This window comes from Methylophilus sp. E2MeOHC9, from assembly GCF_058744375.1.
Window position 1 is genome coordinate 1,863,107 of record NZ_CP196024.1, and the last position, 24,342, is coordinate 1,887,448.

22 protein-coding genes are annotated in these 24,342 nt (G+C 51.0%); 8 read left to right on the forward strand and 14 right to left on the reverse strand.

Annotated elements, in window-relative coordinates; all coding sequences use genetic code 11:
- The first annotated feature begins 8 nt into the window (after positions 1 to 8).
- From ACSSVF_RS09060 to ACSSVF_RS09075, 4 genes are read left to right on the forward strand one after another with little or no spacing between them, the layout of a single operon-like run.
- A complete protein-coding gene (locus tag ACSSVF_RS09060; protein ID WP_492402981.1) occupies positions 9 to 905 on the forward strand; it encodes a hypothetical protein in 897 nt (298 codons plus the stop codon).
- Positions 905 to 1,870 (forward strand): vWA domain-containing protein, encoded by a 966-nt coding sequence (locus ACSSVF_RS09065; RefSeq protein ID WP_492402982.1) that lies wholly within the window; start codon positions 905 to 907, stop codon positions 1,868 to 1,870. The genes ACSSVF_RS09060 and ACSSVF_RS09065 overlap by 1 nt, the downstream gene beginning before the upstream one ends.
- Positions 1,870 to 2,406, forward strand: a complete 537-nt coding sequence (locus ACSSVF_RS09070) for a hypothetical protein (RefSeq protein ID WP_492402984.1) — start codon at positions 1,870 to 1,872, stop codon at positions 2,404 to 2,406. The genes ACSSVF_RS09065 and ACSSVF_RS09070 overlap by 1 nt, the downstream gene beginning before the upstream one ends.
- Positions 2,406 to 3,359: a vWA domain-containing protein gene (locus tag ACSSVF_RS09075; protein WP_492402986.1), complete on the forward strand. Its 954-nt coding sequence runs from the start codon at positions 2,406 to 2,408 to the stop codon at positions 3,357 to 3,359. Before ACSSVF_RS09070 ends, ACSSVF_RS09075 begins: the two co-directional genes overlap by 1 nt.
- 9 nt (positions 3,360 to 3,368) lie before the next feature.
- On the opposite strand, the gene ACSSVF_RS09080 is transcribed toward ACSSVF_RS09075, so the two are convergent.
- Together ACSSVF_RS09080 and ACSSVF_RS09085 are read right to left on the reverse strand one after the other, a co-directional pair.
- Complete coding sequence (locus tag ACSSVF_RS09080) at positions 3,369 to 4,526, reverse strand: metallophosphoesterase (RefSeq protein WP_492402987.1); 1,158 nt, start codon at positions 4,524 to 4,526, stop codon at positions 3,369 to 3,371.
- A 150-nt stretch (positions 4,527 to 4,676) separates the two neighbouring features.
- Positions 4,677 to 5,540, reverse strand: a complete 864-nt coding sequence (locus ACSSVF_RS09085) for a zinc dependent phospholipase C family protein (protein WP_492402989.1) — start codon at positions 5,538 to 5,540, stop codon at positions 4,677 to 4,679.
- A gap of 144 nt (positions 5,541 to 5,684) precedes the next feature.
- Here ACSSVF_RS09085 and ACSSVF_RS09090 point away from each other — a divergent pair, with 144 nt between their 5' ends.
- Positions 5,685 to 6,884, forward strand: a complete 1,200-nt coding sequence (locus ACSSVF_RS09090; protein WP_492402990.1) for a glycosyltransferase — start codon at positions 5,685 to 5,687, stop codon at positions 6,882 to 6,884.
- Positions 6,885 to 7,274: 390 nt separating this feature from the next.
- Positions 7,275 to 7,598: a DUF1330 domain-containing protein gene (locus tag ACSSVF_RS09095; RefSeq protein ID WP_492402992.1), complete on the forward strand. Its 324-nt coding sequence runs from the start codon at positions 7,275 to 7,277 to the stop codon at positions 7,596 to 7,598.
- A gap of 108 nt (positions 7,599 to 7,706) precedes the next feature.
- On the opposite strand, the gene pstB is transcribed toward ACSSVF_RS09095, so the two are convergent.
- The 6 genes from pstB to ACSSVF_RS09125 form a co-directional block, all read right to left on the reverse strand.
- Positions 7,707 to 8,486: a phosphate ABC transporter ATP-binding protein PstB gene (gene pstB, locus ACSSVF_RS09100; RefSeq protein ID WP_055825903.1), complete on the reverse strand. Its 780-nt coding sequence runs from the start codon at positions 8,484 to 8,486 to the stop codon at positions 7,707 to 7,709.
- Between the two features lie 25 nt (positions 8,487 to 8,511).
- A complete protein-coding gene (pstA, locus tag ACSSVF_RS09105; RefSeq protein WP_492402994.1) occupies positions 8,512 to 9,450 on the reverse strand; it encodes a phosphate ABC transporter permease PstA in 939 nt (312 codons plus the stop codon).
- A gap of 90 nt (positions 9,451 to 9,540) precedes the next feature.
- On the reverse strand, positions 9,541 to 10,467 hold the full coding sequence (gene pstC / locus ACSSVF_RS09110) for a phosphate ABC transporter permease subunit PstC (protein WP_492402996.1): 927 nt from the start codon (positions 10,465 to 10,467) through the stop codon (positions 9,541 to 9,543).
- 135 nt (positions 10,468 to 10,602) lie between these two features.
- Positions 10,603 to 11,598 carry a PstS family phosphate ABC transporter substrate-binding protein gene (locus ACSSVF_RS09115; protein WP_492402998.1) on the reverse strand — a complete coding sequence of 332 codons (996 nt, stop codon included), beginning with the start codon at positions 11,596 to 11,598 and terminating at the stop codon, positions 10,603 to 10,605.
- Between the two features lie 122 nt (positions 11,599 to 11,720).
- Entirely contained in the window at positions 11,721 to 12,722 is a 1,002-nt protein-coding gene (locus tag ACSSVF_RS09120; RefSeq protein WP_492403000.1) for an inorganic phosphate transporter, read from the reverse strand.
- 11 nt (positions 12,723 to 12,733) lie between these two features.
- A complete protein-coding gene (locus ACSSVF_RS09125; RefSeq protein WP_492403002.1) occupies positions 12,734 to 13,390 on the reverse strand; it encodes a DUF47 domain-containing protein in 657 nt (218 codons plus the stop codon).
- Between the two features lie 168 nt (positions 13,391 to 13,558).
- Here ACSSVF_RS09125 and prfB point away from each other — a divergent pair.
- A protein-coding gene (prfB, locus tag ACSSVF_RS09130; RefSeq protein WP_492403004.1) for a peptide chain release factor 2 occupies positions 13,559 to 14,663 on the forward strand; the annotation gives its coding sequence in 2 pieces (ribosomal slippage) (positions 13,559 to 13,639 and positions 13,641 to 14,663; 1,104 coding nt in all).
- A gap of 62 nt (positions 14,664 to 14,725) precedes the next feature.
- Here prfB and ACSSVF_RS09135 read toward each other — a convergent pair.
- The 4 genes from ACSSVF_RS09135 to acs form a co-directional block, all read right to left on the reverse strand.
- Positions 14,726 to 15,106 carry a YchJ family protein gene (locus tag ACSSVF_RS09135; RefSeq protein WP_492403005.1) on the reverse strand — a complete coding sequence of 127 codons (381 nt, stop codon included), beginning with the start codon at positions 15,104 to 15,106 and terminating at the stop codon, positions 14,726 to 14,728.
- Between the two features lie 68 nt (positions 15,107 to 15,174).
- Entirely contained in the window at positions 15,175 to 15,639 is a 465-nt protein-coding gene (locus ACSSVF_RS09140; protein ID WP_492403006.1) for an ASCH domain-containing protein, read from the reverse strand.
- A gap of 29 nt (positions 15,640 to 15,668) precedes the next feature.
- Positions 15,669 to 17,243: a peptide chain release factor 3 gene (locus ACSSVF_RS09145; RefSeq protein WP_492403008.1), complete on the reverse strand. Its 1,575-nt coding sequence runs from the start codon at positions 17,241 to 17,243 to the stop codon at positions 15,669 to 15,671.
- A 194-nt stretch (positions 17,244 to 17,437) separates the two neighbouring features.
- Positions 17,438 to 19,414 (reverse strand): acetate--CoA ligase, encoded by a 1,977-nt coding sequence (gene acs, locus ACSSVF_RS09150; protein ID WP_492403009.1) that lies wholly within the window; start codon positions 19,412 to 19,414, stop codon positions 17,438 to 17,440.
- Between the two features lie 120 nt (positions 19,415 to 19,534).
- On the opposite strand from acs, the gene glnE reads away from it, so the two are divergent.
- Complete coding sequence (gene glnE, locus ACSSVF_RS09155; RefSeq protein WP_492403011.1) at positions 19,535 to 22,252, forward strand: bifunctional [glutamate--ammonia ligase]-adenylyl-L-tyrosine phosphorylase/[glutamate--ammonia-ligase] adenylyltransferase; 2,718 nt, start codon at positions 19,535 to 19,537, stop codon at positions 22,250 to 22,252.
- 30 nt (positions 22,253 to 22,282) lie between these two features.
- Here the strand turns inward: glnE and dhaK are convergent, their stop codons facing one another.
- Together dhaK and dhaL are read right to left on the reverse strand one after the other, a co-directional pair.
- Entirely contained in the window at positions 22,283 to 23,281 is a 999-nt protein-coding gene (gene dhaK, locus ACSSVF_RS09160; RefSeq protein WP_492403012.1) for a dihydroxyacetone kinase subunit DhaK, read from the reverse strand.
- A gap of 60 nt (positions 23,282 to 23,341) precedes the next feature.
- Entirely contained in the window at positions 23,342 to 23,977 is a 636-nt protein-coding gene (dhaL, locus tag ACSSVF_RS09165) for a dihydroxyacetone kinase subunit DhaL (RefSeq protein ID WP_492403014.1), read from the reverse strand.
- Positions 23,978 to 24,342: the final 365 nt, after the last annotated feature.

A 24,342-nucleotide genomic window follows, 5' to 3' on the forward strand; every position in this document is an offset into this window, starting at 1 on the left:
GTGTGCTGATGAAACAGATTTTTTTAGGGTGGTTGATCGCCTGTGTATGCCCCAGCCTGGTCTTTGCCGAAACGCCCGCCGCGCAAGTACAGGTGCTCAGTGTGCATAACCCGGCTTCTTATGCCGGGATACAGATCGGTGATGTGTTGCAACGCACGATTCGGCTCTCGGTGGCGGCCAATGATCAGCTCAATGACAGCAACCTGCCGCTCAAAGGCTTGCAACGCAATGGCGTTGAACTCAGGCAACTGAAAGTCGATAGCCAGAAGCAAGGTGACAAGCAAGTCTATACATTGGTATTCGATTACCAGGTATTTGCCAGCAGTGGCAAACCAGTGCAACTGCAACTGCCAGCCGAACAACTGACTTTTAACAGTGGTGCCACCGTGGCCTTACCTTCCTGGCGTTTCTGGCTCATGGCGCAGTTGCCAGACCAGTTGCAGAAAGCCAAACAAAGTGTGATTGCGCAATATCCCCCGGCATTGCTGGATACGCAGACGCCGCAGCGCGGGTTCGTCCTGAGCTTGCTGCTGGCGGTGATAGGCAGCCTGGTATTACTTTACCGGCATGCCGACTGGACGCTCTTGCCTATGGTCAATAGCCAGTTTGCCCGCGCTTATCGCAAACTGAAAAAGCTGCCGGCGAATGCCGAAGGCCAGAAGCAGGCAGCCCTGGTCGTGCAAGATGCCCTGAACCAGCGTTTTGGGCAGCAAATGCTGGCTAAACATGTGGCTGAGTTTGTCGCGCAACAGCCTGGCTTTAAACCGCTAGAGCAGGAACTGCATACTTTCTTCGCCCAGGCCAATGCAGTGCTGTATAGCGGGAAAGCCGATGACGCTGCGGCTTATCTGCAGCAATGTAAAACATTTACGCGCCAGTTGCGCGATTGTGAACGGGGCGTCTGATGCATTGGTTACACCCGTGGTTTTTGCTGCTGTTACCAGTAGTCGCCGTGCCTTTCCTGTTGAAAAGCCGGCATGCGCAATCTTATTCCTGGTTGCAAATGGTGCCTGCCGACCCCTTCTCTGATACTGCCAATCGCCTGGTCAAAGCCGCGACCTCGCTCATGTTGCTCTGCCTGGTGCTGGCGTTGGCCAGCCCGCAAGGCGATAGCCACCAGGAGCAAAAAGTCGGCAAAGGCGCACAAAGCGTCTTTGTGATAGACCGCAGTGTCAGTATGGATCACCCGTTTGCCGGGCAAAGTACCGGCGGGCATGCGGCAGAAATCAAGTCCGCCGCTGCCAGGCGCTTGATCACCGCGTTTATTGATTCCCGGCCGGATGACATGATGGGCGTGGTTGGTTTTACCAATTCTGCCTTGTATGGCATGAAGATTACCACCAACCGTGATGGCATCCACTCGGCGATCCAGGCAGCCACTGGCCCGGCCTTGAACCAGACCAATATCGGCGCTGGTATTACCAATGCCGTGACTTTGTTTGAAAACATCGCCAGCACAGGCTCACGCGCCATTGTATTGCTGTCGGATGGCGCCGGTAAATTAAGTCCGCGCGTGAAATACCAGATACAGAAACAGCTGACAGGTAAAAAGCTCAATCTGTACTGGATTGTGCTGCGCGAACCGGATGACATCAGCATTTTCAGTGACAACGTTCATGAAGAAGAGCGTACACCGGAAGCGATTTCGCTGGACAGGTTTTTCCGTTCACTGAAAGTCAAATACAAGGCCTTTGAGGCGGATAACGCCACGGCGCTGGAATCAGCCTTGCGCGAGATCGACGCCAAGGAAAAGAATGTCATTCAATACGCCATCATGATTCCCGGACACGACTATGCCAAGGATCTGATCGTGGTGGCCTTGTTGTTAGGCTTGGGCTTGGTGCTGGTTAAACATATAAGGATGTACTAATGGCAACACATGCAAAAAAAGCCAACTGGCTATGGGGTAGCATCACCGTCGCAGGGATCATAGGCGCGGCCTATTTTGGCTGGCAGTTACAGTCCCTGCAGGCACTCAACCAGAAAATCCAGAGTGGTAGTTTGATCAAAGACAAAGAGTATCCCTACTTGCAGCGATTCACTGCCGCTTATGACCAGGGTAAACACAACGATTACAAACACGCGGTGCAGACCTATGCGCAGCTGCTGGAAGTGTCGCCACCAGAAGCCGAGTTGCCGCATATCCATTTCAATATCGGCAATAACCTGTTTTTGTCCGGCTTAGTGCGTACTGTGAATGAGGATGGTTCTTTCCAGGATGAAGCACGCTATGCGTTTACCCAGGCGAAAATCGCTTATGAGCAGTCACTGCGTTTGCAGCCCGCGGATAAAGCCGCCAAGTTCAATTTGAGTTTATTGCATTCTGTCATGGCGCGCGGCATGCAGGCGGGTGCCAAAGACCAGTCGCACATGGAACTCAGTAATCTGCCGATTGGATTGCCATAATGAAAGTCATTGCATGGCTGAAACAGTATTATGAACCGGTGCTGTATCTACTCGCATTGGCTTTGCTGGTATTGGCGCTGGTGAAACCCAGCATACAGCTCAGGCAGCAGGTGCAGCATTATCTGCTGATCACCGATGTGTCACAGAGTATGAATGCGGAAGATGAAACGCTGAACCAGAAAAAAGTCAGCCGTATTGCTTATGCGCAGCACCTGATGAAGCAGATCGTGCATAAAGCGCCGTGTGGTACTTATTTCAGTTTAGGTATTTTTGCCTCTGATAACGTCGCCATGCTGCAAACGCCGCTGGAAGTCTGTAAAAACCTGGATGTGATCACTGATGGCATCGATCACCTGGAGTGGCGCATGGCCTGGAAAGGCAACAGCCGCCTGAGCTTTTCTGTGCATGCTGCGACGCATATCTATGATGCGCTGAATCAACCGGCACAAATGCTGTTTTTTACGGATGGCGATGAAGCGCCTCGCGTGAATGTGACCATCAAGCAGGATCTGAGTGGGGTGCAGATAGGCGAGTTCTTTACGTTTGTCGGCGTCGGTGGCCCGGAAAAAGTGGCGATTACCCGCTATAACACGGCGAACAAGCCAGTGGGCTATTGGCCAGTCAGCGAAAATAACAATGCAGGCGCGGTGGGCGTGACTTATGCTGACCCGAGCAGTGATGAGCCGGACCCGCCGGTGGCGTACGCCGAATATGACCGCATGTTGTCACAACTGGAAGAAGAGTACCTGAAGGAACTGTCTGCCGAATTTAAAGGCAGTTACATCAAAGGGCAAGACCAGCAGGCTTTCTATCAATCCATAGCGGCGAAAAAAGCCACCGCTAGTTTTGTCACAGACTATCCGTTGCGCGTGGTCTATTTAGTGCTGGCAATCGTGCTGGTATTAGCCAGTTATCTGCCAGATGTGCTTTATCGCAGACGCGTTGAGGCCTGATTCACGCGTTTAATCATTGTCTGGCACTAGTGTCAGGCAAGTGATTTCTGAAGGGGAGCCAAACCGGTTTGGCGGCCCCCAGTAGCCAGTACCCCTGTTCACATATACCCACAAATCTTTTAAACGATGCAGGCCAGCCACATAAGGCTGTTGCAGTGGCACCAGGTATTTCCACGGCCAGAATTGCCCGCCGTGCGTATGCCCGGAAAGCTGTAGATCAAAGCCCGCAGACTCGGCCGCCTTGGCACTGAGTGGCTGGTGCGCCAGCAGGATCTTTGGCGCATGTTGCGGCGCACCGGCAATCGCTGCATGCGGGTCACTCTGGTGATGGTCATAGAAGGAACCTGCGGTGACGTCTGTCACCCCCGCCAATACCAAAGTTGCTCCGTCATGCGATAGTTGCACATGCTCGTTCAGTAAAACGTTTATCCCCAGGCGTTTTAACTCCTGAATCCAGTCAAGTGCGCCAGAATAATATTCATGGTTACCGGTAACAAAGAAACTGCCATGACGCGCAGTCAATGAAGCTAACGGTTGCGTATGGGTGGAGAGTTCACTGACACGGCCATCTACCAGGTCGCCAGTAATGGCAATCAGGTCAGCTTCTAGCGTATTCACGCGATTGACGATACGGGAAAGATAGTTTTTCTTGATGGTAGGCCCAACGTGGATATCGCTGATTTGCACGATGCGAAAACCGTGCAGGACAGCTGGCAGGTTGCGCAAAGGCACCTTGATTTTCACGACACTGGCTAATCTGCGCGCATTGAAGAAACCGATCACAGTGATAGCCAGTGCGCCCAGGACAGCCAGCAAAGCCGTATTCTGTTCGAGGGTTATGAAATCTGCCTGCACCATATGCATGGCGTCTAACCCTGCTACCAGCAGCAGGAAAACATCGCGTAGCAGGGTCAACACCAGTAGCGAAGAAAACACGCCCATCAGTGTCATGGAAATCCAGCTGCTGATATCGCGTAGTGCCTGATCGCGGAAACGGCGTGCCAGAAATGCGATGGGTTGCAACAGTGTCGAGAGAATCAGGAAGCTCCAGCCTGACCAGATCACCCAGTCTGGCCAGGCCAGGTTGTTGAGCAAACGTGTGCCTATGTAATAGTGTAAAACACTGACCAGCGTGGTGACAGTGAGCAAAAAGCGTAGGGGTGGCATGCGAGCGTGGGGTGGGGGTGGCGGGTGCGATAGTGGTTAGATGGTGGCAACGCTCATAGATTCAAGTCAGACAGCAAGTATTCCGAGGTAAAAGCATCGGCCGATCACTAGAAGTCACGCGAATGCCTGCTAGCATTTCAGCATGCTCAGCTAGCTATCAGGCTGGTTAAACCATTGGTGCTGGTACTGCTCAAAAGCGCTGATGGCGCGGGTAGGTCGTAGCCTGGCGTCTTGCAGGCATTTGCGGCGCCAGTCATCCAGCTGTTCCATGCCCAGATTCACCTGCTCGGCATGCAATGAAGGGAACGAGCCATTCAGCAATTGCGGCAGGTCTTGCAAGGCCAACCCCACCTGGTCACGGTAATAGCCGAGTTTGTGTTCAAACTCGTTATCCAGCCTACCATAGCGACGCAACAAATATTGCGGAATACGCGACAGGCGCAATGCCTGGTCGGCAGTGGCCAGCCGGGAGACTGCTTTTTCAACGATGCCAGGCGCGCATTGCATGGTTTGCGTTAAGGTCTCGACGATGGTTTTGCGGTGTATACGCAACAGTTTGGAAGGTGACGGAATGTCTGTGGTCTGCAGGTAAGCATCCATGGCCCATTCGGCAGCCGCATGTGTGAGCACACTGTGGTGCTGCCATTTGGCCTCAAAGGTAGGCACAAAGTGCTGGTGGGCCACTACATCGGTGAGTAAGTGCACGTTATAACCTATGCCTAAGGCCAGTTGCCTGTCGTTGCGGGTATGTAGCAACTGCTGGCCCATGCCCCAGCCATGGCTGTGATTAAAGGTGCGCGAGACCACCGCCAGATCGGGCAGGCAGGCGCCCGCCAGTACCAGAGTAGGGTAGCGGCGCATCACGCCCAACCACGGCAAAGGCAATAGCGGCAATGTTTGCAGCCAGCTATGGGTGTAGGCCACATGTGAATACAAGCCCCAGGCGTGTGCTTCGCCCGGCATGGCAATCAATATCAGCAGCATCAATGAACATTGCAGGAGTCGCTTTTGCATGTGCGCACTCTGCGCTCGTGAGATGACAGATCAATGACGGTTGTATGACGTTGATATGAAAGCGATTTTCGTCATAAAAGCATCACGAACGTTTGTTAAAGTATGTGAGAATTGTTTACATGGAACCGGTCTACGGCACTTTGCATGAAAATATTGATGATTTCAGATGTGTATTTCCCGCGTGTAAATGGCGTTTCCACCAGCATTCGCACGTTTGCAGAAAGTTTACGTAGTGAAGGGCATAGCGTGCACCTGATCGCACCGCAATATGCTGAATCGATGGAGAGTCATCTGAGTGCAGATGAAGCCTGGATCACACGCATTGAGGCGCGCAAGATCGTATTCGATCCTGAAGATTATTTAATGAAGTGGTCAGCACTGGTGGCTTACATAGAAAGCCTGCATCCCGGTGATTACGATATGGTGCATATCCATACCCCCTTTATTGCCCACTATGCCGGGCTTAAAATCGCCAAGAAACTGCAAGTGCCGGTGGTGGAAACCTATCACACCTTTTTTGAAGACTATATGCACCATTACTTGCCGTGGGTACCACGCAAGTTTGCGGTGAATATCGCGCAATGGGTATCGCGCAAGCAATGCCAGCAGGTGGATACCGTCGTGTCACCTTCAGGGCAAATGCGTGATGTATTGCAACAATATGGAGTGACAACGCCCATTAGCGTGATCCCTACCGGTTTGGATGCTTCCCGTTTTGTGCCAGGCGATGGCGCAGCTTTCAGGGAGAAATATGGTATTCCTGCACAACAACCTTTGCTGATGTTTGTTGGACGGGTGGCGCATGAAAAGAATATCCAGTTCTTGCTGGAAATGTTGTCGCTGGTCATCCAGGATCATCCCGAGGTTTTACTGGTGATCACCGGTGAAGGCCCGGCTGAAGCGATGTTGAAGAAAATGACTAAGGATAACGGCCTGCAACAGAACGTCATGTTCCTGGGGTATCTGGACCGTGCTGTTGGCCTGAATGCCGCTTACCGTGCTGCGGATATTTTTGTGTTTGCTTCCAAGAGTGAAACACAAGGCCTGGTATTGCTGGAAGCCATGGCACAGGAAACGGCAGTGGTCGCGATTGCGGAATTGGGTACGGCTTCGATTTTACGTCAGGAGCAAGGCGCGCTCATTGCGCAGGATGATGAACTGCATTTTGCCGAGCAAGTGCAAACCCTGCTGATCGACCATCAACTGCGTGAACGTATCGGCAAACAAGGCAAGCGTTATGTGGAGCAAGTGTGGTCCAGTGAGGCGCAGGCGAAGAAATTGATTGAGTGCTATGACCGTTTGCTGTTGAACAACCTGCCGCTCGCAGCTTCTATCGCTGCATAAGCTACGTTGGTAGCCGGCACGTTTGCCGCGCTACCAACGCACCATCTCTTCTTTAGAACTTTTCCCTATGGTCTTGACGTAGCGCTTGCTGCGCGCCAAGATGTGGGCAGACTTGTACTGTAAAGTTGCAAGCAAAACAAACGTTCATCAGGAAAGAGTTATTCGACTGGAATATTGCAAACCATGTTGTGCATACCTTTTTGTTTTTTGACCGCCAAGGTTGAATCAAGGATAACAAGTCAGTTATTCAATTGCATGATGCAGATTCCGGAAGATTCCAGCGTATTAGGCAAAAGTTTCGTAGCGTTGGAACTACAGGTGTACTGCTTTAATCAATACAACTTAGAACTCGAACTGATTATTTTTAATAAAAACGCTTAGGAGTGAAAAATGGCAGCATATTTAATTGCAGATGTATTACTGAAGGATGATAAGTGGGTCCCTGAATATGCAAAGCATGTTCACCTGATTGCCGAAAAGCATGGTGGACGATATTTAAGCCGTAGTGCCAATATTGACGTACTTGAAGGTCAACCATTGGAAAATACATTGATCGCTTTGATTCAGTTTCCGAATAAAGAAGCCGCATTAGCGTTTGCGAATGATCCGGAATATGCGCCTTACTCCCAAGCCAGGCAAGATGGCACTGAAAGCCGTTTTCAGCTGATAGATGATACGGATGTTGCAGGTACTATCCCTTATCTTTCTAAATAACAGGTCGATTCATCTGAGAGAGGTTAGCGAAGATGAATGCTTAAGTGTATTAAAAAGCGCTATAAAAAAAACGCCGCAAATTGCGGCGTTTTTTTTGACAGTATTGGATTAACCAAACTTACCGGTAATGTAGTCTTCGGTTTCTTTACGGCCAGGATTAGTGAAGATCTTGTCGGTATCATCATACTCAATCAGCTCACCCAGATACATATAAGCCGTGTAGTCAGACACACGCGCAGCCTGTTGCATGTTGTGCGTCACCACCAGGATAGTCAGTTTGCTGCGCAGTTCTACCATCAGCTCTTCAATGTTCGCAGTAGCAATCGGGTCCAGCGCTGAGGTTGGCTCATCGAACAGCATGATTTCCGGGTCAGTCGCCAACGCACGGGCGATACACAAACGTTGTTGCTGGCCACCAGACAGGTTGAATGCCAGGTCATGCAAGCGGTCTTTCACTTCGTTCCAAAGTGCTGCGCCTTTGAGCGCTTCTTCCACTTTGTCATCCATGATGCGTTTGTTGTTTTCACCACGCACGCGCAAGCCGTAAGCCACGTTCTCATAAATCGATTTCGGGAACGGGTTAGGTTTCTGGAACACCATGCTGATGCGCATACGCACTTCAATCGGATCCACACCGCTATCCAGCACGTTGGTGTTATCCGGGTGCATCACAATCTGGCCCTGGTATTTATTACCTGGGTACAGGTCATGCATACGGTTGAAGCAGCGCAGGAAGGTAGATTTTCCGCAACCTGAGGGGCCAATCAACGCAGTGATCTTGTTCTCGTACAAAGGCATGGAAATACCTTTGAGTGCGCGGGCGCCGTTGCTATAAAAGAAGTTTAAATCGCGTGCTTCGGCTTTAATCGGGGTAGTTATTGTGGCCATGATGTTTTCTAAATCCTGTGTGGCATTACCATTTAATATTTTTACGAATTTTGTAGCGTAACCAGATTGCGCCACCGTTCATCAACAAGGTGACAACAATGATCAGTGCGCCAGTGGCAGCCGCATTGACGTGAAATGCATGGTCAGGGCGCGACAGCCAGTTAAACATTTGAATCGGCATCACGGTGAAACCTGAAGAGAGCCATTCAAAGTTAAGAAACGGCGGCTCTGTCGTGATAGGTGAGGGCGGCAGGAAAGCGATGAAGGTCAGCGCACCAATCGTGATAATTGGGGCAGTTTCACCCAGTGCACGGGACATACCGATAATGACACCTGTCAAAATACCACCGTAAGAGTATTTGAACACATGGTCATACACCACTTGCCATTTGGTGGCGCCGACGCCATACGCGGCTTCCCGGATCGAGACGGGGATGGCGCGGATCGCCTCACGTGTCGACACGATCACAATTGGCAGGATCAACAAACCCAGAGTTAAACCGGCCGTGAGTATGCTTTGGCCAAAACCCAGGATATAGACAAACAGGCCCAGTGCCAGCAAACCGTAAATAATAGAAGGCACACCAGCCAGGTTAGACACGTTGATTTCAATCAGGTCAGTAAACCAGTTTTTTGGCGCATATTCTTCCAGGTACAAACCTGCTGCCACACCAACCGGCACTGCTGACAGGAAGGTCACGCTCATTACCAGCAGTGAACCTACCCAGGCGGAAAGCAAACCAGCACGGGCTGCGCGACGTGAAGGGAATTCAGTCAAGAACTCGAGGTTGAATTTTGGGTAGCCATCGGCAATCAACTGCCAGAACAGTAACATCAACGTCATCAGGCCAAACATCAGGCATAACAGTCCCAATGCGGCAAACAGAGTGTCGTTACGCTTGTGGCGTTTAATCATGGCGCGTACTTCGCCCAGATTTTCAAGTACAGAAGCTTTATGTTCCATTTGGTATCTTTCCTGCTTCTTCCGGTAGGTTGGCTAGCCGCAGTGTATCGTTGTTATGTGTCAGTTTTGCGTCAAAGGTCACGTGAGTGATTAGTAATTCTCACGGTAACGTTTGCGTACCCAGTGGCCGACGATATTGAAGGACAATGTCATCGCCATCAGCACCAGGCCCGCGGCAAAAATACTTTGATAGCCTATGCTGCCATGCGGCAAATCACCCATCGCTACCTGCACAATATACGCCGTGATAGTCGCCGCGCTCTCTAGTGGATTGAAAGTCAAATTAGGTTGCTGGCCGGCCGCAATCGCCACCACCATGGTTTCACCGACTGCACGTGAAATCGCCAGGATGTAAGCTGCCACAATCCCGGAAATCGCCGCCGGCGTAACAACTTTTACTGCCGTCTGGAAACGAGTAGCACCCATGGCATAAGAACCTTCACGCATGCTCATAGGTACGGCGCGCATGGCATCTTCAGACAGGGAAGCGATGTAAGGAATAATCATGATGCCCATCACGATACCGGCGCCCAGCATGTTGAAGCTTGGCAGATCAGGATAGATGGATTGCAGTAATGGCGTGACAAAAAACAGGGCAAAGTAACCAAATACCACTGTTGGTACACCGACCAGCAGCTCAAGGATAGGCTTGACGATTTCGCGTGTTTTATGGGAAGCAAATTCAGACAGGAAAATCGCCGAAATGGTGCCGATAGGCACAGCGACTGCCAGGGCGATCGCAGAAGTCGTTAAGGTACCTGATACCAAAGGCATGATGCCGTAGTGCGCATCTTCAAACAGTGGCGTCCATTCGGTATCGGTAAAAAACTCGACCACAGAAACGGTTTTAAAGAAGCTCAGTGATTCGTAAAGCAATACGCCCACGATGGCAAAGGTCGTCGCTACGGCCACCAGTGCCGCCATCATCAGTATCAGTTCAATAATGCGTTCTTTGACGTTTCTACGGATGTTTTTAGCCAGTCTCGGGCTGATGGGCAGTTCCACGGGTGCTTGCATTGCTTGAGTCGCCATAATGTTGAACTTTAGAAAAGATCAAAAAGTAATGATCTGTCGGGGTAAGAATTTTAGCGGATAATCCGCGCTACAGGCCGAATAGTCACGAAAAAAGGGGCTTTTCAGCCCCTTTCATCATTACTTGATACGGGATAACAGGTCAGTGATCTTGATGCCGACCTCTGAAGTACCGTTAAAACCAGTGCCTGGTTTCATGGCTTTAAAATGCGTTTTCACCGCATCGTAATCTTCTTTAGGCAAAGGCACGTACTTCACTTCTTTCACCAGTTCTGGCGCATTTTCCAGGTAGAAGTTAATAAAAGCTTTCACTTCCGGCTTGAATGCGGCTGAAGTCGCGTTCACATAAATAAACAGTGGGCGTGCCAATGGCTGGTAAGTACCGTCCATCACAGTGGCTTCAGAAGGTAATACAGGTTTGCCACCTTCTTTAGCAACGATAGGCACCGCTCTCAGCTTGTCAGTATTCTCCAGGTAGTAAGCCAGGCCAAAGTAAGCCAAACCGCCCAGGTTGCCTGAAACACCTTGTACTAAAACGTTGTCATCTTCTGAAGGGGTGTAGTCTTTACGGCTGGCTTTAGATTTGCCATTGACTGCTTCAGTAAAGTAATCAAACGTACCTGAGGATGTGCCTGGACCATACAGGTTCAAAGCTTTGTCAGGGAAAGTTGCGTTAACCTGCTTCCAGTTTTTAACGGAAGAGTTTGGCTCCCAGATTTTTTTCAGTTCAGCGACTGTCAGTTGTTTTACCCAGTCATTTTTACCGTTTACAACAACGGTCAACGCATCGTAAGCAATCGGTAACTCGATAAACTGTACGCCACCTTCTTTACACAGGTCGATTTCTTTTTGTGTGATCGGGCGGGAAGCATCAGAAATGTCGGTTTCGCCACGGCAGAATTTTTTGAAACCACCACCAGTGCCTGATTCGCCCACAGTAACTTTGATCCCTTTGGTACGCTGAAACTCTTCAGCGACGGCTTCGGTGATCGGGTACACAGTGCTGGAGCCGTCGATTTTAATAATCTTGTCAGCGGCAGTCGCTGTGTGGGAGAAACTGAACGCTTGCACAATCAGTGTAGCGATCAAAGTAGTGCGGAACAGCTGGGTATTCATTTATACACTCCTGTGTGTGTGGTGTTGTCTTGCAATGCGTGAATCTTAGAAACTTTATATGACAGAAATGTGACAAAAAATAAAAAAGGCGCACCAGGCGCCTCTTTTTCATGACAATTTTCTTACAGCACGCTTTCACCGATATGGTAGGCAATCGCCGCCATGATGGCTGCGCAGGGAATAGTCAGCACCCAGGCCCAGACAATTCGCGATGCTAGCCCCCAGCGTACCGCTGTCATGCGGCGGGATAGTCCGACCCCAACAATGGCGCCGGTAATGGTATGGGTGGTGGAAACCGGGATGCCTAAGCTGGTCGCCAGGAACAATGCAATAGAGCCAGAGGTTTGCGCTGCAAAGCCACCGGTCGGGCGGATTTTGGTGATGCCCATGCCCATGGTACGCACGATGCGCCAGCCGCCAAACAGCGTGCCCAGACCCATCGCCAGCTGGCAGGCAATCACCACCCAGAACGGCACATGAAAATCACCTTGCAAATAACCATTGGCAAATAGCAATACCGTGATGATGCCCATGGTTTTTTGTGCGTCATTGGCGCCGTGACCAAGGCTGAACAATGAAGATGAAATGAATTGCATTTTGTTGAAGCGGCTTTCGACTTTGTAGGGCGAAGAGCGCTGAAACAGCCACATGATGGCTATCGATAACAGCAACGCCAGCAACATACCGAACAGCGGGGAAAGAATGATGGCGATACCGGTACTGATCAGTTTGCTACCGATGATCACGCCTTTGGTGCCTGAGTGTGCCATGCCAGCGCCAATCAGGCCGCCAATCAGGGCGTGTGACGACGATGAAGGAATGCCGAACCACCAGGTGATCACGTTCCAGGCGATCGCGCCAAACAGGGCACCAAAGATGATGGTGTTGTTGACAATGTTGGGGTCTATGATGCCTTTGCCCACCGTATCTGCCACATGCAAACCAAAAAACAGGAAAGCGACAAAGTTAAAGAAGGCGGCCCAGATGACGGCTGCCTGCGGGGTCAGCAATCGGGTGGAAACCATTAATGCGATTGAATTGGCCGCATCATGAAAGCCATTCATAAAATCAAATATCAGGGCGACGAAGACTAGCACCGCCATGACGATAATCACGTGATCCATGATTGCGTTCCTTAGATTCGTTCTAACACAACGCCGTGAATCACATCCGCGACATCCTCACAGCTATCTACGGCCTCTTCAAACAGATCATACAGTTGCTTGGAACGAATCAGCGTGCGCGCATCATGGTCTTCGGCAAACAACCTGTGCATGCCGGAGCGCATGATATGGTCCGCTTCGCCTTCAATGGTGCTGATTTCTTCACAGGCGCGCAAAATACGTTCGGCATTCTTCATGTCCGACAGCATATGCACGGCATCGCGTACTTTTTCCGCTGCACGTAACAGGATCTGCGCCAATGCCACCATTTCAGGCGTGAATTTGGTATGACCGTAGATTTCCGCGCTTTGCGGAATCGCTTCCATATAATCAATGATATCGTCCAGCGCCATCGCCAGTTCACGGATTTCGCGGCGATCAAACGGGGTAATAAAGGTTTTATGCAGGGAGAGCAGGATCTCTTTGGTGTATTCGTCCGCTTCGGATTCGATTTTGCGGATCTCGGCAAAATGGGTGTGAAACCCGGCCTGATCTACCTCTGCGGCCATTAATGCCAATACTTTGGAACCACGCACAGCACAGTCTGCCAAACGGTTAAACAGCACAAAGTAGTTATCGTTTCTAGGGCTGATTGCAGCCATAATGCGGCCAAAGGTGGCATGCGCCATTGAGGACTCCCGGACGGTTACAAGGTTTTGTGACCGTGATTTTACTATTTTGTGACAGTGTATGTGACAAAAATATGAATTCTTTACTAAATTGATGCCTATAGACAGCCCTGAATCACACGCCAGGCTGCGGTATAATGCTGGTTTTACTCACTGACCAATCGAAAAATGGAAGCTGAACACCTCAATAGTATCGCCAATGCACTCAGCGATCTGACGCAACGTCACCTGGCCCTTCGGGGGTATCTTTGACTACGAAAACAAAGAGCAACGCTTAGCTGAAGTCAATGGCCTGCTGGAAGACCCTAAAGTATGGGACAACGCAGAAAAGGCCCAAAACCTGGGCAAAGAAAAACGCATGCTGGAAACCGTAGTCATGACGCTGGACGATGTGCATCAGTCATTGTCTGATAGTCGCGAATTGTTTGAGATGGCGCGCGAAGAAAACGATGACGACACCTTACTGAGTGTAGAAGCAGATACGCAAAAGATAGAAACCATCATTGCTGCCATGGAATTCAAGCGTATGTTCTCGCAACCCATGGATGCCAATAATTGCTTCATCGAATTCCAGTCCGGCAGTGGCGGTACCGAGGCGCAAGATTGGGCCGGTATGTTATTGCGCATGTATTTGCGTTATGTAGAGCGTAAAGGCTTTAAAGTAGAAGTGCTGGAAGAGTCCGAAGGCGATATCGCCGGTATTAAAGGCGCATCCATCAAAGTGAGTGGTGATTACGCTTTTGGCACCTTGCGGACGGAAAGCGGCGTCCATCGCCTGGTACGTAAATCCCCGTTTGATGCCAACTCCAAACGCCACACCAGTTTTGCCAGCGTGCAGATATTCCCGGAAGTGGATGATTCGATCGAAATCGACATCAACCCGGCCGATCTTCGTATCGATACCTACCGCGCCAGTGGTGCCGGTGGCCAGCACATCAACAAAACCGATTCTGCGGTGCGCATTACCCATTTGCCAACCAATGTAGTCGTGCAATGCCAGAATGACCGTTCGCAACACCGCAACCGCGAAGAAGCGATGAACATGCTGAAAGGCGCTTTGTATAATCTGGAATTGAGTAAGCGCAACGAAGAAAAGCAAGCTTTGGAAGACGCCAAAACTGATATCGGCTGGGGTCACCAGATCCGCAGCTACGTGCTGGATCAGGGCCGTATCAAAGACCTGCGTACCAATGTGGAAATCGGTAATACACAGGGTGTGCTGGATGGTGATCTGGACCCGTTTATTATGGAAAGTCTCAAGCAGGGGCTGTAAAAAAACCGGTTTTTCCAATAAAAAGAGCAGCGTAATCGCTGCTTTTTTTATTGCCTGGCTATTTAGTCAGGCTGGCCGTCAACATACAGCCAGTGCCCGTTTTCAAGGCTAAAACGGCTATGTTCAGTCAGTTGTTCTTTTCTGAGTTTGCCGCTCTGGAATGTGGCCACGAACCTGACAAACGCTGTATTGGCGTCGCGTTGTTCATGTGACAGCACCTGGAGTTTCAACCACTTAATCCCACCTAAATCTTCCAAGGTTAAATTTTTCGGGCGGGTATCCTCATGCCAGGTTTGTAAAATATAGGCGGGCAATTTCAACGCATAGGCGCTGTAACGCGAACGCATCAAGCGCTCGGCATCAGGCGCAGCTTGCCCATCATGCAATGGCTGGCAGCATTCTTTGTAGGATTTGCCGCTATAGCAGGGGCAGGCATTTTTCATGAGGGCAACCAGTCTCTAAAATTTTAAATCTGATGACACGCTTTGCTGCGAACGCAGTTCAGCACATGTCAAAATAACGCCTGTTGCGCAGCAGGCGGCGCAGCCAGTAGCTTATCGATGTCAATTTCAAATATGCCCAGTTTGCCTGCGCAAGGCAGCAGTGGTAATGGTCTTGCCTGCTCAAATAAAAAACCGAAATATTCCTGATGCACGCCGCCAAAATGGGCGCGTTGCTCACGACTAATGCCCGCAGGTAGCTCGCCAGGTTTGCTACATAACACCAGTTTGGCGATGCCAACCACGCCACCATATTCCAGTTTGTCCCTGTCGGGGATGGGCACATCCGTATTGGATTTTATGTGCTGGTAATATGCTTCATACAAGCCTTTGCTGGCATGAATCAGGATAGGGCCCCGGTATTGCGTGCCCCAGCTGCGGTCATCAACCAGCAAGTAACCGTTTGCGATCAGCCAGGCAAACGGTTGCTTGAGCGATAAGGCCTTGAGGGTGCCGGACGGCGCTAAAATGGACATGGTCTGGCTGCCAGTGTACTCGGCTGCGTTTAGGCGATTTCCCGTGTTTCCATAAACTGGATATCCGGGTAACGCTCTTGCGCCATTTGCAGGTTGACGCGGTTAGGTGCCAGGTAAACATAATCATCAGCACTATCCAGGCCGACGTTAAAACCATATTTATCGGCAATCGCCTTCAAGTCGGCATCAGAGCCTTTCAGCCAGCGTGCGGTGTAACAGTCATAGGGCTCGAATATCATATCGACACCGTATTCATGTTCCAGTCTGTGGGCGACCACGTCAAATTGCAACATGCCGACTGCGCCCAAAATCAAATCATTCGACAGCAGGGGGCGGAATAATTGCGCGGCGCCTTCTTCTGAGAGTTGCTTGAGGCCGATCTGCAATTGCTTCATTTTCATCGGGTTCTTGATCCGCGCACGGCGGAAGAATTCCGGCGCAAATGAAGGGATGCCGGTGAACTTAAGCGCTTCGTTTTCGGTAAAGGTGTCGCCCAGTTTGATGGTGCCGTGGTTGGGGATGCCGATAATGTCGCCGGAATAAGCTTCATCCATAATGGTGCGGTCTTGCGCCATAAACGTGATGGCGTTATTGACGTTAAGCATTTTGCCTGAAGCCACCTGCTTGATCTTCATACCGCGCTCAAAACGGCCGGAGCATACGCGCAAGAATGCGATACGGTCACGGTGTTTAGGGTCCATATTCGCCTGGATCTTGAATACAAATCCGGCGAATTTTTCTTCATTGGCAGCTACTGAGCGGGTGGCTGTGTTGCGCGCTTGCGGCGGTGGCGATAAGTCTACAACGGCGTCCAGCAAGGATTGCACGCCGAAGTTGTTCACGGCGGAGCCGAAGAAGACAGGTGTCTGCTTGCCGCTTAAATAACGTTCTTTGTTGAATTCGTTAGACGCACCGCGTACCAGTTCAATATCCACACGTAATTCTTGCGCCTGGTAGCCAATCAGCTCGTCCAGTCGCGGATTATCTATGCCCTGGATGGTTTCCGAAGTGCCTTTTTCTGCACGTGGGTCAAAAAACAAAATGCTGTCGGTGACCAGGTTATACACGCCGCGGAAGGTTTTACCCATGCCGATCGGCCAGGTCATGGGTGCACATTCCATGCCTAAGGTGGTTTCGATTTCGTCCAGCAATTCAATCGGCGCGCGGCTCTCGCGGTCCAGCTTGTTGATAAAGGTGATAATCGGCGTGTCGCGCATACGGCAGACGTTAAGCAGTTTGATGGTTTGCGTTTCCACACCATTCACAGAATCGATCACCATAACAGCGGAATCCACCGCAGTCAGGGTGCGGTAAGTATCTTCAGAGAAGTCATCGTGACCAGGAGTGTCTAGCAGGTTGACCATATGCTCGCGATACGGGAACTGCATCACGGAGGAGGTCACGGAAATGCCACGCTGCTTTTCCAGTTCCATCCAGTCAGAGGTGGCATGACGCGCCGCTTTACGGCCACGCACTTCACCGGCGACCTGGATCGCACCACCAAACCACAACAGTTTTTCAGTCAGCGTAGTTTTACCCGCATCCGGGTGAGAAATGATAGCGAAGGTGCGACGGCGTTGGACTTCTTGCTGCAAACTGGACATGAAAAAATAGCGGCTCGTTTAAAAGCCGCTATTTTAACCTATCCAACTTGTTTAACCTATTGAGAGCCGAGGCCCTGAACTAGCCATGTTTGGTTTGATCCACAGGCGATTGACTTATTTCCGCATCAGGAAAATCGCGATGGCGATAAACACGCATAAAATAATCAAGCCTTCCAAGTGCATTCAACCCGTGGTTAATTCACAGCCTGTTTCAACTGGTCCAGAATCGCCGGGTTATCCAGAGTGGAAATATCAGAAGTGATTTCTTCACCTTTTGCCAGGCTGCGTAGCAAGCGGCGCATGATTTTACCGGAACGTGTTTTCGGCAGGTTATCACCAAAGCGGATTTCGTCTGGCTTGGCGATCGGGCCGATTTCCTTGCCTACCCATTCGCGCAGTTCGGCGACGATTTTTTTGGCTTCTTCGCCTTCCGGCCGTTTGCCTTTCAACACAACGTAGGCGACCACAGACTCGCCTTTGATCGGGTGTGGTTTACCGACGACTGCAGATTCGGCTACTAAGTGGTTGGAAACCAGGGCGGATTCGATTTCCATGGTGCCCAAACGGTGACCGGAAACGTTCAGCACATCATCAATCCGGCCCATGATGGTAAAGTTGCCGGTGGTGGCATCACGCACTGCGCCATCGCCCGCCAGGTAGATTTTTCCACCCAATTCAGCCGGGTAATAACTGGCTTTAAAGCGCTCCGGGTCGTTGTAAATGGTGCGTATCATTGATGGCCATGGTTTTTTGATCACCAGCAGGCCACCAGTGCCCCAGGGCAGGTCATTGCCTGTTTCATCCACCACATCGATATCAATACCGGGAAAGGGCAGGGTACAGGAGCCTGGCACCAGTTTGGTCGCACCTGGCAGTGGTGTAATCACATGGCCGCCGGTTTCGGTTTGCCAGAAGGTATCCACAATCGGGCAGCGGCTGCCACCCACTTGCTCGTAATACCACATCCAGGCTTCCGGATTGATGGGTTCACCCACCGTGCCCAATAAGCGCAGGCTGGATAAATCATATTGCTTGGGGTGCGTCGCCGGGTCGGATTCACCGGCTTTGATCAATGAGCGGATCGCGGTAGGCGCCGTGTAGAAAATGCTGACTTTGTGGCGCTTGATCATTTCCCAGAAACGGCCAGCGTTAGGGAAAGTCGGGATGCCTTCAAACACGATCTGGGTCGCGCCTATTGCCAATGGGCCGTAGGTGACATAGCTATGGCCGGTAATCCAGCCCACATCGGCCGTACACCAGTAAATGTCGTCTGGCTTGATATCAAACGTCCAGCGCATGGTGTTCATGGCATGTAGCAAATAGCCCGCAGAGCTATGCTGCACGCCTTTTGGTTTGCCGGTAGAGCCGGAGGTATAAAGCAGGAATAATGGATGTTCGGCATTGACCATCACCGGTTCACATTCATCTGCCTTGCCTGCGATCAGGTCATGCCACCAGGTACAGTTGTTACCCCAGGCGACTTCCTGGCCGGTTTTTTTGAACACCACAATATTGCGGATGCTGTCACAGCCGCCCATGGCAATGCCTTCATCCACCGCCTGCTTGAGCGGCAAGGTTTTACCGCCCCGGAACTGACCGTCTGAAGTAATGACAGCGACTGCGCCAGCATCAATAATCCGCTCATTCAGGCTTTTGGCCGAAAAGCCGCCAAAAACCACCGAGTGGATAATGCCCAGGCGTGCACAGGCCTGCATGGCGACAATCGCTTCTATGCCCATAGGCAGGTAAATGATGACGCGGTCACCCTTAACCAGGTTTAAAGATTTCAGGCCATTGGCGAACTGGCATACCTGGTGATAGAGCTCTTTGTAAGTGATGTTTTTGACGTCGCCATTATCGGCTTCGAAAATAATGGCGGTCTTGTTCGGGATAGTTTGCAGGTGCTTATCCAGGCAGTTGGCCGAAACATTTAATTCGCCGTCCTCAAACCACTTGTAAAAAGGCGCTTGCTCTTCATTCAGTGTTTTTGTGAATGGTTTGTGCCAGATCAATAATTCGCGTGCCAGTTTGGCCCAGAATCCCTGGTAATCCTGTGCAACTTCTTTGCACAAACGGTTGTATTCCTCCATGCTGCCCACCGCTGCCTGGCTGGAAAAGTCTGCGCCCGGCGCAAATGCGCGGTGTTCATGAAGTACAGATTCGATAGACATAACGTCCCCCAAAAATCAATGTCAAAAAATGAAAGTCTGAGTGAACCTCAGGTATTATTATTCTGGTTCTGATTGACCAACTCTCCGAGCACACAAGACACCACATAAGAGCGATATCCCATGCAACAGCTTGACCAAATTCTAACAGAAAAGCAGGTGCCGTCTACAGAAGCGGCCTATTTGCTACATGCAGCGGCGTGCAGCCCGTTTTTTGCCAGATTCGTTACAAAACATACAGATTCTCTGACTGATTTGTTAGATAACTTATATAAGACCTATCAGACTGAAGATGTGTATGCATTGTTCTTCAGTGAAAAATATTTAGAAGAATCTGTTTTTTTGCAACATATCCGGCAGATCCGCCAGCGCCTGATGGCGCACATGATTGTGCGGGACCTGAATGGGCTGGCTGATTTTGCCGAGGTAGTGGAAATCACCAGTGCGCTGGCTGAGTCGGCGATTACTGCAGCAGCGGACTTTTACCATGACGAGCTGACCAGGACTTATGGTACGCCACGCGATGCACAAGGCCACGCGCAGCAATTAATCGTGGTTGGCATGGGTAAGCTGGGTGGACGTGAACTGAATGTGTCATCGGATATCGACCTGATTTTTGCCTATGAGCAAGAAGGCGAAACCGACGGTGAAAAATCCATCAGCAACCAGGATTTCTTTACCCGGCTAGGCAAAAAACTGATTACTGCACTGGATGATGTCACTGCCGATGGCTTCGTGTTCCGTATGGATATGCGCTTGCGCCCGTTTGGGTCGGAAGGGGCGTTGGTCTGCAATCTGGATGCACTGGAAGACTATTACCAGAACTACGGCCGTGAGTGGGAGCGTTATGCCTGGATCAAGGGCCGCGTGGTCTATGGCCCTGCGGATGCGTTAACCAAACTGATCCGGCCCTTTGTCTTCCGCAAGTACCTGGATTTTAACGCCTATGCCTCCATGCGCGATTTAAAAACGCAAATCCAGCGCGATGTGGTGCAACGCCGCTTATCCAATAATATCAAGCTGGGCCGCGGCGGTATCCGCGAGGTTGAGTTTATTGCGCAGGTGTTTCAACTGATCCGTGGCGGGCAACTGCCGGATTTGCAGATCAAACCTACCCTGGCTGTGCTGACACGCCTGGCCGAGCGGGGTATGTTGCCCGAGGAAGATGTGGCCGCGCTCAAGGAAAGCTATATTTACCTGCGTAACCTTGAGCACCGGTTGATGTATATTGATGACCAGCAAACACAGGATTTACCGGATTCAGAGACTTACCGGCAATATCTGTTGCGCATGCTGAAACACACGGTGTGGGAAGATTTTATTGCCGAGTTGAATATACACCGCGACCGGGTACAGCGCTTTTTTGACGATACTTTTAAAGACCAGCAAAGCAACGATTTGCAACAGGAAACCGCCATCTGGCAAGGCACCATCCCGGCGCCGGAGGCTGAGCAATGGTTGCAAACGCAAGGTTACACGCGGTCTGGCGAACTGTTGCAGTTACTGAAAACCACACGCAGCAGCCAGAAGATCCAGCAGTTACCTGAACAAAGCAGGCGCCGCCTGGACCAGTTAATGCCATTGCTGTTGCGTGAGGCGGTGCAGCAGCAAAGCACGGTGCCGGATACCGCCTTGATCCGCACACTGGACCTGCTGGAAAGTATCTGTCGCCGTGCCAGCTACCTGGCGTTGCTTGCCGAGTTTCCAGATGCTTTGTCGCTCATCGTGAAACTGTGCGCTGCCAGCCCCTGGATTGCGCAGTATGTGTCTGCACACCCGGTTTTATTGGATGAATTGCTCAATAAACAAACCCTGTTCAAACGCCTGGATGCCGCGCAGTTGAAAACCGAATTGACGCAGCACATGGCGCATCTGGCAGGCGATGTCGAAGCGCAAATGGATGCCATGCGCCACTTTAAACATGCCAATGTGCTGAAGATCGCTGCCCAGGATTTAATGACTGCTTTGCCGCTGGAAGCGATTTCTGACGATTTGAGCGCGCTGGCAGAGGTGGTTCTGCAGGTCAGCTTGCACACCGTCTGGCAGAATATCAGCTTTAAACATAGGGAAGCGCCGCAGTTTGCCGTGATCGGCTATGGCAAACTAGGCGGTAAAGAACTGGGTTATCTGTCTGACCTGGATATCATCTTTTTGTACGATGATGATGCCGACAATGCACAGGAAGTCTACGCCCGTTATGCGCAACGTCTTAATACCTGGTTCAATACGATCACCAATGCAGGCTTGCTGTACGAAACCGACTTACAGCTCAGGCCGGATGGCAATAGTGGTTTACTGGTGAGCAGCGTGACTGCATTTAACGATTACCAGGAAAGTAAGGCTTGGGTGTGGGAACATCAGGCCATCACCCGTGCGCGCTTTGTGGCCGGGGAGGCCGCGGTGGGCAAGCAGTTTGAACGTATCCGCCTGGATGTATTAAAAACACGGCGTAAGCAAGCGGATGTTCAGCCGCAGATCATAGACATGCGCCAGAAAATGCGCGCCTCGCATCGCTTTGATGCTGCCAAGTTTGATTTAAAGCATGAGGCTGGCGGCATTATTGATGTGGAGTTTATGGTGCAGTATCTGGTGCTGTTACATGCGCCGGATTATCCTGTCCTCACCGAGAATATTGGCAATATCGCCTTGCTTGGCGTGTTGGCCGAGAATAATCTGATTGATGCACAGCTGTCAGAACAGGTGCAGCAGTCTTATCGCCAATACCGGGCATGGATACATGCCAGCAAATTGCAGGGTGAGCCTGCCAAAGTGGATAAGGCGCTGGCGGAACCGCTGCAACAACCGGTGATTCAGCTGTGGCAGGCGGTATTCGGGGCCTAGTTGTCAGTGTTAGGCGGGTAGGGCTGGCGCTTATATCCCCCAGCGTAACCCTGCAGTGTGCACCGGGCTGTCCCAGTGCTGTGTGATCTCTTCATCGAGTAAGCATACCGTAATGGACGCGCCCGCCATATCGATGGCAGTGGTGTAGTTACCAACCAGGCTGCGCGCAATGCTAAAGCCTTTTTCGGCCAGTAAACTAGCTGCCTGGTGGTAAATCAGGTACAACTCCATCAAGGGCGTGGCACCCAGGCCATTCACCAGTAGTAACACCTCACCGCTTGCTGGTAATTGCTTGGTTGCAATATCGTGCAGAATAGCAGCGACCATATCACTCACAATCGCATCTGCTTCGCGCATGGCTTCGCGGCGGCGGCCCGGTTCACCATGTATGCCGACGCCCATTTCAATCTCAGTTTCGGAAATATCAAACGTAGGCCGGCCAGCCGCCGGGACGGTGCAACTGGTCAGTGCCACACCTATGCTGGAGGTGCGCAAATTGATTTTCTCGCCCAGTGTTTTACATGCAGCAAGATCGGCGTCAGTTTCCGCCAGGCTACCCACACATTTTTCTACAATCACAGTGCCAGCCACGCCTCGGCGGCCTGTGGTGTACGTGCTGTTGACTACAGCACAGTCGTCTGAAGTGTAGATCGTGGCATGTTCAAATGGCAACATTTCAGCTGCCATTTCAAAATTCATCACATCGCCCGCATAGTTTTTGACAATAAACAGTACGCCTTTATCAGCATGCACGGCTTCCGCTGCGGCCAGCATCTGGTCGGGCGTCGGTGAGGTAAACACCTGGCCAGGACAGGCCGCATCCAGCATGCCTTTGCCCACATAACCGGCATGTAAGGGTTCGTGGCCCGAACCACCGCCGGAAATCACAGCGACCTTGTGTTGCGCTTTCAGCTTGCGGGTAACAAAAGTGGGTTCAAACTGCACTTCTACCAGGTCCGCATGGGCAGTGGCAAACCCGCGCAGGCTTTCGGCCAGCATATGATCTACATTGTTCAGAAATTTTTTCACTTTAATTCTCCTGTGCGCTAGCTTGAATTGGCGTCGCGGACTGATGGCATGGATTGTTGGTTATTGCGGTTGCGCCAAGACCTGGTCGCATACGGCATGTATCATCACTTCGCAGCTTTTGGCACCAGCATCAAGATGGCCAATGGCACGTTCTCCCAGGCCTGAAGCCCGGCCTTTGGTGGCAAGCAGGTTACGCGTGGATTCCAGGCCTTCGCTGGATACTGTCTTTAATGTCGTTGCGATTTCTGCAGTTGGCTTACCTTGTTCGGCCAGTTGCTTGAATGTATTAGCGACCGGGATCAGCACATCCAGCATGGTTTTTTCGCCCGCCTGCGCCTTGCCACGTTGCATAATGGCCTGTACACCTGCCTCAAAAGCGTGAGCGATGTCTTTGGTAGAGGGCGCATCAGTTGTTTTGAGTGTTTTGCCCATGCTCATAAAAAAGCTGGCAAACAAAGGGCCGGATGCGCCGCCTATGGTGCTTAGTAATTTCATGCCGATTTTATTCAGTGCGTCGGCGGCTGATAAAGGGGCCAGCTCTGCCGAGATAGTGGTGATCGCCTCACAGCCGCGCTTCATATTAATATAGTGGTCGCCGTCGCCGATTTCCCTATCCAGACTTTCGATATCCGCTTCATGTGCCAAAATGGCTGCGCGGATGGCTGCAGCCATGTGATTGATTGTGTCGCTATTCATAGTGAAGGTAGTGTCATCATTAAATTGTCGGGCATTTTGGCAGTTGTATTGCTACATGACTAAAACATTTTGTTTGTTAGAAAGTTAGATTTTCCCGTTTGCCGCATTAGGTGTTTTGCTCACGAACGTTTAAAATGCCGTCGCTGTCCTCGTGGTGAAACAGGATATCACCAGCCCCTCCTAAGGGCTAGTTTCAGGTTCGAGTCCTGACGGGGACACCCCTTCCGTATGAATAATCGTGGTAAGTGCTTGAAAACAAGCGTTTTCTGCCATATAATTGCGGATTGACTTTTTGGTCAATTAACTTGGCATGTATTCACATAGGGTGCCCGCAAGGGTGTTATTGAATGCATGTGAATGAATAA